Genomic DNA, 15,896 nt, shown 5'->3' with positions numbered 1-15,896 from the left:
GGCGGCATCTACGCCGGCGCCCAGAAGATGCTCATGTGCCTCACCGAGCCCGCCGTCACCGCGTGGGTGACCCCGCCGACCCGTGGCGGGGTCCCCGAGTTCGACCCGTCCGCGTTCGTGACCTCCACCGACGTGCTGTACCTGCTCTCCCAGGGCGGCCCCGGCTCCCCCGCCCCACTGGTCGCCGCGCTCACCGACGCGGTCCTGCGCGCCGGCGAGCTGCGCGCCCGCGCCTCAGCCGGCCGTCGCCTGGACCCGCCGCTGCTGAGCATCCTCGACGAGGCCGCCAACATCTGCCGGCTCCGACAGTTGCCCAACCTGTACTCGTACTACGGCTCCCACGGCCTGCCGATCATCACCATCCTGCAGTCCTACCCCCAAGGCGTCGACGTGTGGGGACGCGAGGGCATGCGCAAACTGTGGTCGGCGGCGAACGTCCGCACCTACGGCGGCGGCGTCGCCGACCCGGACTGGCTCGAAGAGCTGTCGAAGCTGATCGGCGAGCACGACGTCACCACCCGGTCGACCAGCAGCAGCGGATCCGGATGGGGCCAGCGGTCGGTCTCGCACGCCACCCGCCGCCAACGCATCCTCGACGTCTCCGACCTGCACGCCCTGCCCCGCGGCCGGATGGTCGTCTACGCCTCCGGCGCCCCGCCCGCGCTCGCCCGCACCGCCCCCTGGCAAGACGGGCCCTACGCGGAAGCGATCCGCGCGTCGATCGCACACTGGGACCCCACCGGCCGCACCGACTGGACCCTCTCCCCCGACGTCCCACCGGAGCCGATCCCATGACCACGCCCACCGCCGGGCCGGCCGCCGACGCCGTCGCCGACCTCAGCGCGCTCCTCGGCCAGCTCGCCGGCGACCCAGGCGCAACCCCGCCCGTCGACGAGGCACCGGCGGCCGAGCCGGCCGGCGCCGAACCGGTCTACCGCAACGTCGAGGCGTTCGTCGGCGACTACCTCGCCCACGTCGTCGAGCGGCGCCTCGCCTCCGGGCCCACCAGCGGCATCAACTGGTGCCCGCGGTGGTGGGCGCACCCCGAGGCGATCTCCCGCCTGTACGCGCTCTGGCGGGCCTGGGAAACCCTGCGGGTCAGCGACCCCCAAACCGGCATGAGCATCTGGTGGCGCGACCACCTCGACCCACACCTCGCCGCGCTCGCCGCCGAATACGGGCCGTTCAACCGGTGCGGCCCGGACAAGCACACCGAGCCCCGCCCCCTGCCGGTCGAGCCAGCGCCACCGGACGTGCTGGCCCAGCTTCCCGACGCCGGCGCCCCTGATTCCCCGGCATCGCTCGCCGGTCAGGTCGCCGCCAGCACCGGTGGGTAGTAGGTCGTCGACGGGCATCGACGGCACGTCCATCTGTGGTGACCGCGGTGCGTGCCCGGTGGCGGGCAGGGGCAGGGCGTCCATCCCACCATCACCTCTCCCGGGCCCAGGAAATGCCGATCAGGTCCGGAGCAGTGCGCGGGGGCGGGCGCGACAAACTGGCGCTTGCCAGACCTGTCGACCCGCACTTGGTGGGCCAGCGCGTCGCAGCGTGGACAGGCGGGAACGACGCCACCGGTGACCGGGCGGATGCGCCCGAGGCAGGTCCACTCCCCCGCCCGCAGCGTCGGCGTCAGCCGCCCCCAGTCCACGGTCACCCTCGGACGGTACGGCACCTCGCGCGCTCTTCCCGGCGTAGCAAGAGGGCGCCGGCCGCCGGGCGGGCTGACAAAACTGAAATCCCTCTACACTGTGTCGCCAGCGGCACGAACGGCCGGAAGACCCCCGCGCGGGCGGGGACGACGGGGACGCGGCGATGAGCGCACGGACGAAGTTCGGAAGACCCCCGCGCGGGCGGGGACGACGCGGCGCAGCGCCCGACGCACCGCGGCGACCCGGGAAGACCCCCGCGCGGGCGGGGACGACTGCCGGGCGGCGACGGTGTCACGGATGCGGCCCGGAAGACCCCCGCGCGGGCGGGGACGACGATCAGGCGGCGTCGGCCGCCGGGCTGTCGTGCGGAAGACCCCCGCGCGGGCGGGGACGACAGTATGACCAGGCCACCCGACGCGGAGCGGATCGGAAGACCCCCCGCGCGGGCGGGGACGACCTCACCATGGTCGGCAGCGCGCACCGGTGGACCGGAAGACCCCCGCGCGGGCGGGGACGACGTGCGCCTGGCCGACACCTACACGCTGGAGGTGGGAAGACCCCCGCGCGGGCGGGGACGACGCTCCTGTCGTGGGAGTGGTGAGCGGCCCCGGAGGAAGACCCCCGCGCGGGCGGGGACGACGGCGGCGCGGTCATCATCACGGGCGTGACAGCGGGAAGACCCCCGCGCGGGCGGGGACGACATCGAGTCGTACAGGATGTCCTGACGGGCCGCCGGAAGACCCCCGCGCGGGCGGGGACGACGGCACTGGGCTGGGCGTCATCTTCGCCGGGGCGGGAAGACCCCCGCGCGGGCGGGGACGACCCTGCTCCGTGCGGCGGGTGCCGGTGGCGTGGCGGAAGACCCCCGCGCGGGCGGGGACGACCCGTTGACGGTCGCCGTGACCGTCGACCCGGACGGAAGACCCCCGCGCGGGCGGGGACGACAGGCTCGGGACCTTCGCCGCCTCGGCCTCGGCCGGAAGACCCCCGCGCGGGCGGGGACGACTCGCGCACGTTGTCCCAGCCGTCCACAACCTGAGGAAGACCCCCGCGCGGGCGGGGACGACTGGCGTTTGACGTCGTCGGTCAGGGCCTGCATGGGAAGACCCCCGCGCGGGCGGGGACGACCACGTGCCAGGACTGGTCGAGTGCGTACATGCCGGAAGACCCCCGCGCGGGCGGGGACGACATGACGACGATCGCCGCGAGCGCGCTAATCCACGGAAGACCCCCGCGCGGGCGGGGACGACGGTGAACACAGGACCAACACCGGTGCGGGTGACGGAAGACCCCCGCGCGGGCGGGGACGACGACCCCCCAACCTCCATCTGCGTCGCGTTGACCGGAAGACCCCCGCGCGGGCGGGGACGACCTTGGCGGGGATGAAGCGGGGAGTGTAAGTGCCGGAAGACCCCCGCGCGGGCGGGGACGACTCCCGGAGGTTCATCTGCTGCTCCAGGACCGCCGGAAGACCCCCGCGCGGGCGGGGACGACGATGGCGGAGATGGTGAATCAGGCCGGCACGGCGGAAGACCCCCGCGCGGGCGGGGACGACATCCCACATGCAATCGCCGTGAGCGTAGAAAGCGGAAGACCCCCGCGCGGGCGGGGACGACGATGCTGCTCAGGTAGCGACGGAACAACGGCCGGGAAGACCCCCGCGCGGGCGGGGACGACTCCTACGGGGTGTCCGGGGTGGACCTCCACGACGGAAGACCCCCGCGCGGGCGGGGACGACCGCAGCGCCCGCGACCGGCCGAACACCGGATGCGGAAGACCCCCGCGCGGGCGGGGACGACCAGGCCCTTTTTCCCGGACGTGGCCGGAGCAAAGGAAGACCCCCGCGCGGGCGGGGACGACGTGGGTGCCGTAGTCGGCGGTGACGGGCTGCGGGGAAGACCCCCGCGCGGGCGGGGACGACACGGCCTTCTCTTCGTCCTTCATGGTCACTCCGGGAAGACCCCCGCGCGGGCGGGGACGACTCCACGTCCGACCGCAGGCCGGCGGCGTCCAGGGGAAGACCCCCGCGCGGGCGGGGACGACCTGCCCGGGGCCACCGCTGGTGTCGGGACCTACGGAAGACCCCCGCGCGGGCGGGGACGACCCACAGCACGACGTGACCGGCGTACGTGTCGCCGGAAGACCCCCGCGCGGGCGGGGACGACGCCGGGCCGGGCTTGCCGTTGGGTCGGCGGACGGGAAGACCCCCGCGCGGGCGGGGACGACCAGAAAGCGTCCACCTGGGTGGGCCGAGGGTCCGGAAGACCCCCGCGCGGGCGGGGACGACGACCTCCGGGTACCAAAACTCGATCTCGGAGAGGGAAGACCCCCGCGCGGGCGGGGACGATGCCTGCATGAACCAGCTCTTCCCGGCGGCGTTCGGAAGACCCCCGCGCGGGCGGGGACGACACGGCGCAGATCGCGCCGCCGGACACCTCGTGCGGAAGACCCCCGCGCGGGCGGGGACGACTGGGAGCGCTGGGCAGACGGCACCCTCGCCGACGGAAGACCCCCGCGCGGGCGGGGACGACAAGCCGCCGCGCGCCGACTCTACCGAGGATCGCGGAAGACCCCCGCGCGGGCGGGGACGACTCATCGAAGCTGCTGCGTGACCACGCCGACTACGGAAGACCCCCGCGCGGGCGGGGACGACCTGTCCCAGTCGAGGTGACCGGCGACGATGACGGGAAGACCCCCGCGCGGGCGGGGACGACGACATCGACGCCAACCAGTCCGCCGTTGACGACGGAAGACCCCCGCGCGGGCGGGGACGACGCGGCTCGGGAAAGACGACCAGTGCGGTCCAGCGGAAGACCCCCGCGCGGGCGGGGACGACTGGAATCTCCCGGCGGGTTTCGCTGGGGTGGCGGGAAGACCCCCGCGCGGGCGGGGACGACTGCGGTCGAGCGTGGTGGCCTGGCCGTGAGCGAGGAAGACCCCCGCGCGGGCGGGGACGACGATGTGGCCGACCGCCCACCACCCTCGATGAGCGGAAGACCCCCGCGCGGGCGGGGACGACGTCGCACGCCGGTCGGACAGGCATACCTGCGGCGGAAGACCCCCGCGCGGGCGGGGACGACGGCCACCCACTCGTCCGGGGCGGCCAGCAGCAGGGAAGACCCCCGCGCGGGCGGGGACGACATGGTGCGGTCGTCGATGGGGTGGGCGGGGTTGGGAAGACCCCCGCGCGGGCGGGGACGACGGGTGTGGAGGCACCGCCCGCCACCGCCCCCAGGGAAGACCCCCGCGCGGGCGGGGACGACGGCGCGTTCGGTGAAATCGCGGTGCAGTCGGGCGGAAGACCCCCGCGCGGGCGGGGACGACAATGGTGGGAGGAACACTGCCGGGGCGTCACCAGGAAGACCCCCGCGCGGGCGGGGACGACGCGTACGCGGCGGCAGCTGATCTGGCGCTGCGGGGAAGACCCCCGCGCGGGCGGGGACGACGCTTGCTGACCTGGGCGTTTATCGACGAAGTCGTGCCACCAGCATCAGTCCGTCGAGATCGACGGGCACCCACCGGTCCCGCCCGGCGGTTCGGATCGCCCAGCCTTGCTCGTTGTCGGCTGGTTCGATCATGATGGCTTGCCCGTCTCCGACCCTCGCGGCGAGCAGCGCCCAGAGCCGGTCTCGTACCCGAGCGTTGGGGTTGCCGACGAAGACGCCGGCGGCGATCTCGATCATCCATCGCGTGAGGTGACCGCGAAGCCCTTCGGCGACGGCGATGAGGACGACGACGGTCAAAAGTCCACCTTGGGCTCGTTCAGATCTGGGCCGGTGACGCCGATAAAGGAGGTGCCGTCGAGGTTGTCGGCGTAGTCGTTCGCCCAGTTGATGCCGCCTGGTACGGAGCCGAGGTCGTCGTCCCAGAGTGCGTGCTCGTCGTGGTCGGTGATGTCGTCACCTTCGGTGAGGAGCAACGTCTTGATGTCCTGGACGATACGGGTCATGAGCTTGCCGTCGGTGACCCTGTCGCGGAAGGCGATGCGTGCGTCTCGTTCGCTCGTGAGGCCTTGCGCGGCCAGGTCAAATGCCAGCGGGATCGTGTAGTCGGCCTTGTAAAGGTCGGCGATGTCGAGGACGAAGGAGGTCGCGCCGCCGGTGTGTACGAAGCCGAGTCCTGGGCTTGCGCCCAGCCCGACGATCGCCGCGTGGCAGATGCCGTAGAGGCAACTATGTCCGGCGGACAGGAGCCGATTGACGTCGTCGCCGGCTTCGAAAGGTTGTCCGGTTTTGTAGAGTCGCCCGTCCCAGGGCACGCCGGTGCGGGCGGAGTGGACGCGGTAGATCTTTTTGACTCGGGCGCCTTCTCGTCCGCGTAGTTGCTGCATGGTGAGTGTGCTCACGTCTTCGCCGGGGAAGCGCATGCCGTACATACGGCGGGCGACGGCGAGGCGTTCCTTCGTGCGGGTGACCAGGTAGGCCTGCCGGAGGAGGAGTTGCGATCCGCGGCTGGGACCGATTCCGCTGGCGTAGAGGCGTACGCCTTTTTCGCCGACCCAGGTGATGGCAGTGCCGGAATCAGCGAGCAGGCGTACGGCGGCGGTGGTGATGCGGGCGCCGGGTCCGATCAGCAGGGTTGCGACCATCGCGGCGGGCACTCGGACGGTGCGTTCCCGGTTGACCAGCACGACGGCGTTGTCGTCGCGGTCGATGTGGCAGCGCTCGACGTAGACGCTGGAAATCCGGTCACTGATGCGGTGCAGGTCTTGCGGGTCGGCGAGCCACCACACGTCAGGGCGCCTCGGTGGGCTGTGGTGGGGCGAGGGTAAGCAGACCGAATCCGTACGCCTTGGCGGTGCCGATGCCTGCGAGTAACGCGTTTCGGGCCAGCGTCGGGTCGTCGACACGCAGCAGGCCGTCGAACGTGACGCTCTCCAGGACGACTGGAGGTGCTGGCGTACGGTGGTCGTTCTTGTGGAAGCGGAGCCGTTCCCGGTCGGTGACGCGTACGGCGGGGACGTCGTTGCCGTCGACGGTGTCCGAAAGTACGGCGCAGCCGCTACGGTTCAGTCGCTCGACGAGCCAGTTGATCTGGTCGGGCAGTTTGCGGTGTGCCACGCGTATGCCTCGGGGCCGATTGGCGGCGAGTCGCAGGGACTGCGCCTCGGACGGGCGTTCGGGTTTCTTGGTCGCGCCCGTGGGGTTGGCCTTCAGACGGAAGGCGAAGGTGCGGCCGCGTTGGATCTGGTCGAGCAGCGGCTCGTACGGCTTGGTGAGGGCCTGCGGCTCATCGGCGGCGGACCAGCCGGCCTGCTCGACGAGGTGCTCCCATGACGGCGTGGACTGGGTCAGGACCAGGACCGCGAGATGATGCTGATAATTCTCCAGGCGCCAGAGGACGCGTTCGTCGACCGGTTGCCGGCTGAGGCCGCCGAGAATTGCAGCGTGCAGAACCTGCGGGTTGCGGAGCATCCGCTGCGCCTTGGTGCGGAGCGGGTTGAGACGGATCCGGGACAGATAGGGCATGGGAGCTACCACCCGAGCAGAGCGAAGGGATCGTGGTCGGTCTGGCCGGTGCCGGGCCAACCGGTGGGGATGCGGGCCCACTCCTGGCGTGTGCGACGGGTGTTGAACCCGCGGTACAGGGGGTCGAAGGAGTGGGGTACGTCGACGCGGACGTCGTTGCCGTTGTCGTCGTCGACGGTGACCGGCAGGTCGACCGTCGCCGGGCGGACGTCGCGGGGGAAGCGTGACGCGCGGTGTCGGTCGCCGGCTTGCCACGGCACCTGGGCGAGCACGTCGGCCGGCAGACCAGCCCACAGCACGTCCTGGTCGACTCGGTCCGCCTGGTCACGCGGCAGGAGCAGAGGCATCGTCGGTGGGCAGGACCGTCTGCCGAGCGCTAGGGGAAAGGCGGGGCTGCGCAGAGCGGCCGCCAGGCTTCGTAGCAGTTCGACCGGGCCGCTGACCGCCGCCACGAACACCGCGTCCTGGAGGTAGAACCGGTGTGTGACGTGTGTGTGCTTCGCCGGCGTCGTCGGCTTCTGCGCGCCCTTGGTATTCACGCTGGCCGACAGCAGCGGGCGGCCTCGGTGATCGCTGACGGTGTGGTAGTCGCGCAGCAGTGAGCCCGGTTGGTCGGTGCGCACTCCGAGGCGTAGGCCGAGCAGGTCCGCGATCGAGTCCTCACGGCGTAGCCCTTGAGCTGCGGCGAGCAGTCCGAGGATGCCGCTCTTGGTCGGCTCGTCGAGGGTGTCCCGGCGGTTGAACTGGCCGCGTCCACCCCACGACTGCAGGGGGCCGGCCATGCGGAGGACCAGGCAGGAGAAGTCGTCGGTCATCGCAGCGCCGCAGACCCGTCCAGCCGGGGCCGCACCGCGGCAATGGTCGCGTCGATGCTCTCGTCGAGGCCACACGCCGACCCGAACGCCTGCGTGGCCTCGGCGACGTGGCCGCGATCCTGTTCGCTGCCGATGACGTCGAGGGACGTCGGGTCCCAGACGGTGGAGACCGTCATGGGGGTCAGGCCGAAGGAGGTGCTGGTTCGGTTGACCTCTTTGGCAAGGTTGAGCGCGGCCTGGGCGGCGATGCCGTACTTGCTGCGAACGGGGTTCTCGAAGGCCGAAACGAGGTTGACCGGCTGGTCCGTGCGCACCATGTAGCTGACGACGCTGGGCACGGTGCGATGAGCGAAGGTGTTCTGGTGCCCGGTCGGCATCGACGTGACGAACGCCCGCAGGAACGCTCGCACCGCGTCGATCGTCGCGTCGATGTCGTTGTCGAGGTTCTCGGCGAGGTGATGCACATCGAGGGTGGCGAAGCGGTACAGCGTCGCGGACGTGAACTCGACCGTGCCGATCATCGCGGCGCCAGCGTCCTCCTCACGCGACTTCTCGTCGTCGACCGCCGTGTAGTAGTCGAACTCGATCTCCACCGGGTGCACCGAGAGGGCGTGCGCCACCTGCGTGGCGGCGTCCACGTTGAGGGCGGGAATGTCGGCGACCATCCGACCGAACAGCGCAACGTCGATCGGGTGCTTACCCGTCAGCTGCGCGCGGACCGGCAACTCAGCAACGGCCTTGGTCAGCGCGTCGTCGGCGAGCGCGGTCAGTTCGGTGGCCCGATCGGCGACCAGGTCGACGATGGCGTCGAGCTGACTCCGGCCGAAGAACAGCAGGTAGGCGCTCTCCTCAGCTTTCTTGCCGGCGGCCACCTTGAGGTCGGCGGCGAGCAGGGCGTTGCTCAGTCGGGTGGCGTCCTCCGCGGTCAGTCGGGCCCGCTCAGCCAGACGGGCGGCGAGCATCGTCGACACCCGCTTGGTACGCGTGCCCAACTGACTCGCGGGAATGCCCAATTCGTCCTTGAACGCCAGACGCGTCGCGCGCTTCCACGCCTGCGAGGAAACCCGCAGGCGGCGTGCGCCGCCGTAGATGGCCTGCTTCGGGCTGCCCGCGTCGTCCCGGTTGAGGTTCGACGGCGGTACGGTCTGCAGGACGTGGATGTCGATGTAGGTACGGCGGCGGTCGGTCACCGAGTCTCCTTGTAGTCAATTGTCTGCTGGAGGACGTTCAGTAGTGGGGTGGGCAGGCCGTCATGCCGGTGCTGAGGCCGAGTCCTGGTCGGCCGGCGTCTGCCCATCCCTGCCGGCGGTGAAGTACTGCGATCCCCAGCGACGCCGCACCGAGTGCACCCGCTCCTGGTCCTGCCAGTCACACAAATCCCTGAGCAGCCGGGTGTAGTCCAGCGGTTGAGCGGGCTTGAGGGTACGGAGCTGACTGACCAGCCCCCGCAGGTGCGCGACCACCTCGGTGAAGCTGGTCGCCGTCGCCGCCGCACCGAAGCGCCGGTCAACCGCCTCGGGGGAAAATTTGTCGCTGCGGCGCAGGTTGGCCATCGCCCACCCCAGCCCGACGTCCGGCTTGTGCATAAGGCGGGGCTGGGACTGCTGGTGCACGGCGAACAGCGCCAAGGCGGCATGCTCGGCCCGTAGCTTGGGCGTGATCCATCCTTCTGCGTGCAGCACGGTGTAGTACGGCCACATGGCCGGGACCGATCCGGACTCGCGACCGAGTCCGACGCGTAGCGCCGCGAGATCCCTACCCTCCGGCACCGTCTTGGGAAAGTCGCGCTCCCAGAAGTGTCGCCGTCGCTGCTGTTTCTGGTGTTCGCTGTTGTTGATGGTCATCTACGAAACTCCGCTACTCAGGAGTGATCAGGATTCGATGCCGAGGGTGTCGTCGATCGAGCGGTGGTACCAGCGCACGACTACGCTGGCTCGGTAGAACCTCTTCTGCTGCTTGTCTTTCTGCTTCTTGTCCTCACGACCGAGAAACGCCGTTGGCGGCACCGCGGCCAGCGCTGGCTCGGCCGCCCTGAACGCCAGCTTCCGAGCCACGCTCCGCCACGCGTCCTCGGCCTCGCGATACCGATCGGGCTGCTGTTGCAGACCGGCCAACAGGCGGCGTACGACCGGGTTGAGGTCGTGCATCAGGGCGTCTCCCACCCGCAGGCCCTTGTCCCACGGCACCGGGCTCCCACCGCTGGCCCGTCGCAGGTTGTCGTCAAGCTGATTGCCCGCTCGACGAAGCCCTTCGGCCTCGCTGATGATCGACTCGATGACTTGCCGCACCTCACCCGGCTTGAGCGCGGCCAGCGGCAACGGGATCATGTCGACGATGACGTCCTCGACGACCGCCGACTGGTTGCCGTACTCGACACCAACGGTCAACACCTGCAGCGGTACGTCGATGTCAAGACCGGCCAGCTGCAGGATTAACGTTGGGCTGTAATTCCCCGAGATAGTGGCGAGGATTGACGTCAAGCCCCGCCACGCGTCCTGCCCGACCCGGTGGCGTACCGGCATCACCGGAGACTGACCCGCCCGCGGCTTGTCAACCTGCCGCCAAGCGGTGTGCGGCTCCACATCCTGCGGCAACGGGTGCAGCCGGTCACCCGCAGTGAGCACTACTCGCTTGACCACAACCTTGCCACCAGAGTCCCGCTCGGGGATGAGCCGCACGCGCCGCGACTGCCAGGTCAGCAGATCCAACAATCCCAGCGCGCTCTTCTGCGGCTGCCAGGCACCGGTCATCGGCTGATTCCGACGCCACTGCGGCACGTCGTCCGTTGGCGGCTGACGGACGATCGGGCTGTTCAAGATCAGCGTTTCGGCGAGGTTACGGCCGATGGGCAACACGATGCCCAGAGCGCCGCACGGGCCGACCGGGTTACCGGTGGTCTTGCCGCCCTTCACCTGCGGGTCGTCCGCCGCCCCGGACTTGATCGCCGCCGTATCCCAGCACTGCGTCGCCAGCATGGCGCGAGCCGCCTCCGCCGGAGTCAACGCGGGAGGAGCAGCCTCGGTACGCGGCGTGAACAGCGGCACGTTGTTACCGGTGGCGATCGACGCGATCAGCAACGAGACCGGCTTGGACTCGTCCTTGCCCGTCCGCAGCCCTGCGGCCTGGCCGAACGGTCGCGAGGCGAACAGGTCGAAGCGGTCCCGATGGTGGTTGAGATAGTCCTTGATCTCCTGGTCCGGCAATCGGCCCTCACACCACCGGCGCTTCCACTCACTCTCCCCGCCAGGGATGCCGCAGGAATCCAGGTAGACCGGCAGCAGCACCTGCCGCAACACCGCCACGGTCTCCAACGGGTTCGCCGTCGCCAAGCCATCGACCTCATGTGCGCGCGACAGGGCGTCGAGCAGCGACATCAGCCGCGGACGACCACCCTCGACGACAGGGATCCACGGCTCGTCCACCAGGTTGAACGAAAAGTTCTCCATCAGCACTCCGCAGGATCGTGACGGTTCATGGACGCCGCACCTCATCGATGATCAATGTCGTGATCGCCTCCGTTGCGGCAGCGCCAGAAGAGCGCCGATCATCCGCGCGGTTCGGCCAAGTCGGCTGTCCTCTCATGCTGGCTCATCTAGCAGGCCGAGACGCTCGTCGTACGTGAGCCGCCGTCTGCCGAGGACAACCGAGCCGCGTTCGTCGAGCACCAGCGCAGAGGACTTGGACAACCACGCGTTGCCGTACCAGCCGGGCAACGGCCCGAGGCCCTTCGCTGCAATGGTGAGCTCTTTCCGAGGCGGCAGCCGCACCGTCGAACCGACGACCTCTTCGGCGACCTCGCCCTCAGTGGCGTCTCCGGTTGGGCCGAGGCTCCGTCCACCGAGGGTGAGGTAGCGTCCGCCGGCCTGGCGGACGAGCACCACCTCCGCGGACTCCGAGCCGTCCCTCACCACCGCAGCAACCTCGTCGTCGCTGGGCGCCTCGCCGGTCGCTCGGTTATGCAATCCAGCCAACGTTGGCGCGCCCAGCTCGCTCTCGCCCGCCAGCAGGAACAACTCCGCCTGACTGCGCCGATTGCCCTGCTCCGCCTGCCACTCGTCGTGGGCGGTGGACGTCGCCTCGCGCCACGGTGCCGGGACGAAGTCATCGTCGCCGTACCCGCGCGCAACGAGGCCGGGAACATCGGCGGGAACGCTCCAGCCGCAACCAGCGGTGGCCTCCATGACCAGCGCGGCAGCCCGCAGCAGCGCGTATCGCCCATAGATGAACTCGGCACCGCGCGGAAAGGCAGGCGGCCCAGCAGGGTACGACTTGATGCCAGCGACGAACACCTTGGGCGGACGGACGCGTTCCGGCCGCATGTGGCGGTGCACCCGACCAACACGCTGCAGCAACAAATCGATCGGCGCCAGGTCAGTGACAAGCAGGTCCGCGTCCACATCGAAGGACTGCTCAGCCAGCTGAGTCGCCACCACGACCAAACGCGACGGCCGCGTACCGCTAGCGCTTGGCGGCCCCAAGAGCTCCAAGGCCCTCGTCGTACGCGCGGCGCGCTCAGCCACCGTCAACCGCGCGTGCAGCAGGATCACCTCATCTGGACCCCACTTCTTGGCCAACGCCTCGAAGGTCTGCTGCGCCCGGCCGACCGTGTTGCGGATTACCAACGCACAACCACCGTCGCGCAGCTCATCATCGAGCAGGTTCACGACCCCATCAGGGCCGTCCGTCGGAGTCTCCTCCAGCAGCTCCACCGTCATCGGAAGGCTAGAACGCCACGATGGCGTCGTCCGGTTGGCGCTAGCCACAACGCCGTTAGCAACGGTGAGGGCATGCAGCACGGGATAGTCCAGTGCCGCCGACACCGCCGGCACGTCGACCGTGCGTCGAATCTGCGCGCCCTGCAGATAGGCCCGCATCAGGCCCTCCCGCTGCTTCGGCGGCAGGGTCGCCGACAGCAGAATCACGGGTACGCCCGCGTCCGCCAACCAGCGCAGCGCCTCGTGGAGAAACTGCGACATGTAGACGTCGTAGGCGTGGATCTCGTCCAGAATCACCACCCGGCCGGCCAAGCCGGCGTGCCGGAGCATGACGTGCTTGGTGCGGGTCGCGGCGTAGAGCAAGTGATCAACGGTACCGACCGTGACGGGCATCAGCATCCCGCGCTTCGCGCCGAGAAACCATTGCGCTGGAGCCTGCTCCGGACGCACCGACCGACCAGAGCCGGTCAGATCGTATTCGTCAGCGCAGCCGAAGTCGTCGATTCCCGCGAAATGGGTCCGCTGCTGTAGCTCGTTCCAGCGCGCGTTGAACATCCGCTTGCCGTGGAGCAACCCAACCGGCAGCCCTCGGTCGACCCGGTTCGCCCAGCGAAGCACCCGCTCGAACATCGGGTCACTGGTCGCCTGCGTCGGCATCCCCACGAAAGCGCCGTCGTAGCCGAACCGCCGTCCCAGCACCTCCGCCGCGGCGAGCGCACCCTCCGTCTTCCCCTCGCCCATCGGGGCTTCGATGATCAGCAGCCCCGGCGCTGCCATCTGCTCTGCCAGATCAACGCAGGCTGCCTGCAGCGGACGTGCCGACTTGCCGAACCTGGCTTCGACCATATCCGGCAAACGCCGGTAGGGCGCCGCACCCCAACCGCCCCGCAGCTCCAGCTTCGCCCACGCCTCGTTCGCCCGTCGCCGAGCCTGAGGCATGGATACCTCGGACAGGGTAAATTCACCCGGAAAGTGATCACTGCTGGCGATCCAGTCCGCCATGATCACGAGGCCAGACAGCGCCAGCTGCACCCCGCGACGCGGCACCACCACGGGCGCCAGGCGCGCTAGATCGACGCCGAGCGCCTCAGCAACCGCGTACACCAGTGCACCTTGCGCGGACTTCCAGGCCGCGCTATCGCCCTGCGCCCCACGGAGCCTTCTCGCCTTCTCGTGGATCGCGCCCGACGGAACCAACCCGTGATGGCCGGCGATCAACGGCCAGACCCAGTCGCACGCTGACTCGCTCCACCCCGCGTCACGGAGAACCGACTTGATGATCACCGCGCCAGCACAGGTGTGATGCCAGGCAGCCGACTCCTTGTTCAGCTTGCGCCAGATCAGTCCCGCAGCCCGGACGTTCTCGGCTAAAGCATTGACTTTGCCCTGAAAGGCGGGTGAGGCCTTCCCCACGTCGTGCCAGCCACACACGAGCGCGAAGAATTCTCGGCCTTTAACGTCGGTCAGGTCATCTAACTGCGCCTTGAGATGCGGGGCGATGTAGTGCTCCCAGATCAGCTCCGCTACCGCTGCCGTGTCAAGCAGATGCTGCAGCAGCAGAGACGGTCGACCACCAACGGAGGAGGACTTCGCCCACAAGGCAGAAAAGGCAGCGGTCGAATCGGACGACATGAGGCAAGACTGTAGGGAGCACCTGCGACAGAAATAAGGCCCGGTGCTTGGGTGCCTGGCTCGACCAGCCCGGTGCGGCGCGCTTGGCACCGGCCGGCAGTGGGAACACCGCCAGGCCGGCCGCCAGCGCCGCCGTCGGGTCAGCCCTCATCGCGGCAACGGCAGTCGTAGTGGTTCTGCATGTCGCCGCCGCAGTCGGGGCACTCGTTGCGGGCGCGGCGTTCGTCGTCGTCCATGAACTCGCTGTGGCGCCAGCCGGAGCACTGGCCGTTGTAGCAGCCGCAGCCGGGGCACTCGGGGCAGACCATCCCGTTCGTCCAGCCACACGTGGTGCACATGACCTTGTTAAGGGGGTCGTCGTACCCGACCTGCGCTTCGGCGAAGGTGTACCCGTAGCCCTCGGCGATCTCCCGGATCTCCGTCACCGACATCCTGGCCGTCGCCTCGTCCTCGCCGGCGTGGGCCATGCGCAGCGCGACGGCAGCGGCGAACGCGTCGGCCTGGCGCTCTGTCTCCGGCAGCGTCAGCGTGGCCAGCACGCCCTCACGGGCCTGGGTGTAGGTCTCCCCGGTGCTGTCGCTGCGCTCGCGGATCGTGCGGGTCAGCTTGCGCTTGTCCTGCGGCATGTCAGCTCATCCCTCGGCGGGGTACCCCACGCCCGACCCCACCGACACATGATCATGCCGACCAGCAGAAAGGTGGAGAGTGGGGCGCTGAGTCTGAGACGTCTTCTCCGTTCGCCGCCCGTCCCCGGCGTGGCGGGTGCGGGCTCCCGGATCGGCTGGCGCGTCAGCCGTGCGGGAATCGTAGCGCAGCCCACCGACAGCACACCGCCCCCGGCGGCCGGTCACGGCCGCGCACCGGGATCGTCGGTGTCCTCGGTGGTCGATTCCGTGGAATGCCCGTCGCCGGCGTTGAGGTACGCCGCGAGGGTGTAGGCGGGGGCGCGGTCCAGGCGCTGGCCGCCGTGGTCGTAGCGGCGGGTTGTGCGGGCGTCGGCGTGGCCGAGCTGGTCCTGAACGTCTTCGAGGCTCGCGCCGGCGTCGCGGGCGAGGGTGGCGCAGGCGTGGCGCAGCACGTGTGGGGACATCTTCACCGGGATCCGCGCCACCTCGGCGAGGCGGATCACGAGTCGGGTGACAGCGCCGCGGTCGAGCCGGGCGCCACTGGTGGTGGCGACCAGGGGCCGGTGGGCCCGGACGCCGGCCTGCCCAGCTACCACGGGCAGCGGGCCTGTGAGGTCGACGCGGGTGGCGAGGTAGGCGTCCAGGCGTCGGGTGACCGGGGCGGGCAGCGCCACCAGGTGCTCGCGGGCCCCCTTGGCGGTGAAGCGCAGGGTGCGGTGGCCGCGGTTGTGGCCGAGCTGCTCGACGTCGGCGCCGACGAGTTCGCCGACGCGGATGCCGGTGTAGAGCAGCAGCGCGACGATCGCCGCGGTGCGCAGCGTCTGGGGGCCGGTGTCGGCGTCGGCCGCGAGGAGCAGCGCCTCGGCCTGCCCTCGGGACAGCCCTGATGTCTTGGTGCTGCGCTGGTCGACCTTCGGCTTCTTGCGGGAGTCGATGGCGGCGGGGTTGGCCCGGTCGGTGCGGTCCTCGGCGATCAGCCAGCCGTAGAACG

At 70.2% G+C, this 15,896-nt stretch carries 12 protein-coding genes and 1 CRISPR repeat array; of the genes, 2 read left to right on the top strand and 10 right to left on the bottom strand.

The window, feature by feature from the left end; all coding sequences use genetic code 11:
- The coding region (locus AB0H52_RS30405) for a TraG/TraD/VirD4 family protein (RefSeq protein ID WP_357951694.1) at positions 1 to 795 on the top strand (795 nt) is incomplete at its 5' end.
- Positions 792 to 1,337: a DUF4913 domain-containing protein gene (locus tag AB0H52_RS30400; protein ID WP_357951692.1), complete on the top strand. Its 546-nt coding sequence runs from the start codon at positions 792 to 794 to the stop codon at positions 1,335 to 1,337. The genes AB0H52_RS30405 and AB0H52_RS30400, both read left to right, overlap by 4 nt.
- A 435-nt stretch (positions 1,338 to 1,772) precedes the next feature.
- A CRISPR array of direct repeats spans positions 1,773 to 5,095; the repeat unit is 28 nt; unit sequence GGAAGACCCCCGCGCGGGCGGGGACGAC.
- An 18-nt stretch (positions 5,096 to 5,113) separates the two neighbouring features.
- Here AB0H52_RS30400 and cas2e read toward each other — a convergent pair.
- From cas2e to AB0H52_RS30350, 10 genes are all read right to left on the bottom strand, one after another.
- Positions 5,114 to 5,392 carry a type I-E CRISPR-associated endoribonuclease Cas2e gene (gene cas2e, locus AB0H52_RS30395; RefSeq protein ID WP_357951690.1) on the bottom strand — a complete coding sequence of 93 codons (279 nt, stop codon included), beginning with the start codon at positions 5,390 to 5,392 and terminating at the stop codon, positions 5,114 to 5,116.
- Entirely contained in the window at positions 5,389 to 6,381 is a 993-nt protein-coding gene (gene cas1e / locus AB0H52_RS30390; protein WP_357951688.1) for a type I-E CRISPR-associated endonuclease Cas1e, read from the bottom strand. The genes cas2e and cas1e overlap by 4 nt, the downstream gene beginning before the upstream one ends.
- Before the next feature lies 1 nt (position 6,382).
- Positions 6,383 to 7,117 carry a type I-E CRISPR-associated protein Cas6/Cse3/CasE gene (cas6e, locus tag AB0H52_RS30385; protein ID WP_357951686.1) on the bottom strand — a complete coding sequence of 245 codons (735 nt, stop codon included), beginning with the start codon at positions 7,115 to 7,117 and terminating at the stop codon, positions 6,383 to 6,385.
- 5 nt (positions 7,118 to 7,122) lie between these two features.
- The gene (cas5e, locus tag AB0H52_RS30380) at positions 7,123 to 7,932 is read right to left on the bottom strand and encodes a type I-E CRISPR-associated protein Cas5/CasD (RefSeq protein WP_357951684.1); all 810 of its coding nucleotides are present in this window, start codon (positions 7,930 to 7,932) and stop codon (positions 7,123 to 7,125) included.
- Positions 7,929 to 9,122: a type I-E CRISPR-associated protein Cas7/Cse4/CasC gene (gene cas7e, locus AB0H52_RS30375; protein WP_357951682.1), complete on the bottom strand. Its 1,194-nt coding sequence runs from the start codon at positions 9,120 to 9,122 to the stop codon at positions 7,929 to 7,931. The genes cas5e and cas7e overlap by 4 nt, the downstream gene beginning before the upstream one ends.
- A 60-nt stretch (positions 9,123 to 9,182) precedes the next feature.
- On the bottom strand, positions 9,183 to 9,776 hold the full coding sequence (gene casB / locus AB0H52_RS30370; RefSeq protein ID WP_357951680.1) for a type I-E CRISPR-associated protein Cse2/CasB: 594 nt from the start codon (positions 9,774 to 9,776) through the stop codon (positions 9,183 to 9,185).
- A 27-nt stretch (positions 9,777 to 9,803) separates the two neighbouring features.
- Positions 9,804 to 11,378 (bottom strand): type I-E CRISPR-associated protein Cse1/CasA, encoded by a 1,575-nt coding sequence (gene casA / locus AB0H52_RS30365; protein WP_357951696.1) that lies wholly within the window; start codon positions 11,376 to 11,378, stop codon positions 9,804 to 9,806.
- A gap of 132 nt (positions 11,379 to 11,510) precedes the next feature.
- Positions 11,511 to 14,279, bottom strand: a complete 2,769-nt coding sequence (gene cas3 / locus AB0H52_RS30360; protein WP_357951678.1) for a CRISPR-associated helicase Cas3' — start codon at positions 14,277 to 14,279, stop codon at positions 11,511 to 11,513.
- 140 nt (positions 14,280 to 14,419) lie between these two features.
- Positions 14,420 to 14,905 (bottom strand): hypothetical protein, encoded by a 486-nt coding sequence (locus AB0H52_RS30355; protein WP_357951676.1) that lies wholly within the window; start codon positions 14,903 to 14,905, stop codon positions 14,420 to 14,422.
- A 221-nt stretch (positions 14,906 to 15,126) separates the two neighbouring features.
- A partial coding sequence (locus tag AB0H52_RS30350) for a tyrosine-type recombinase/integrase (RefSeq protein WP_357951674.1) occupies positions 15,127 to 15,896 on the bottom strand: 770 nt, incomplete at its 5' end.

Origin of the sequence: Micromonospora sp. NPDC050695, assembly GCF_040654415.1 — a bacterium.
GTDB lineage: Bacteria > Actinomycetota > Actinomycetes > Mycobacteriales > Micromonosporaceae > Micromonospora.
This window is presented reverse-complemented; position numbering and strand designations above follow the sequence as displayed.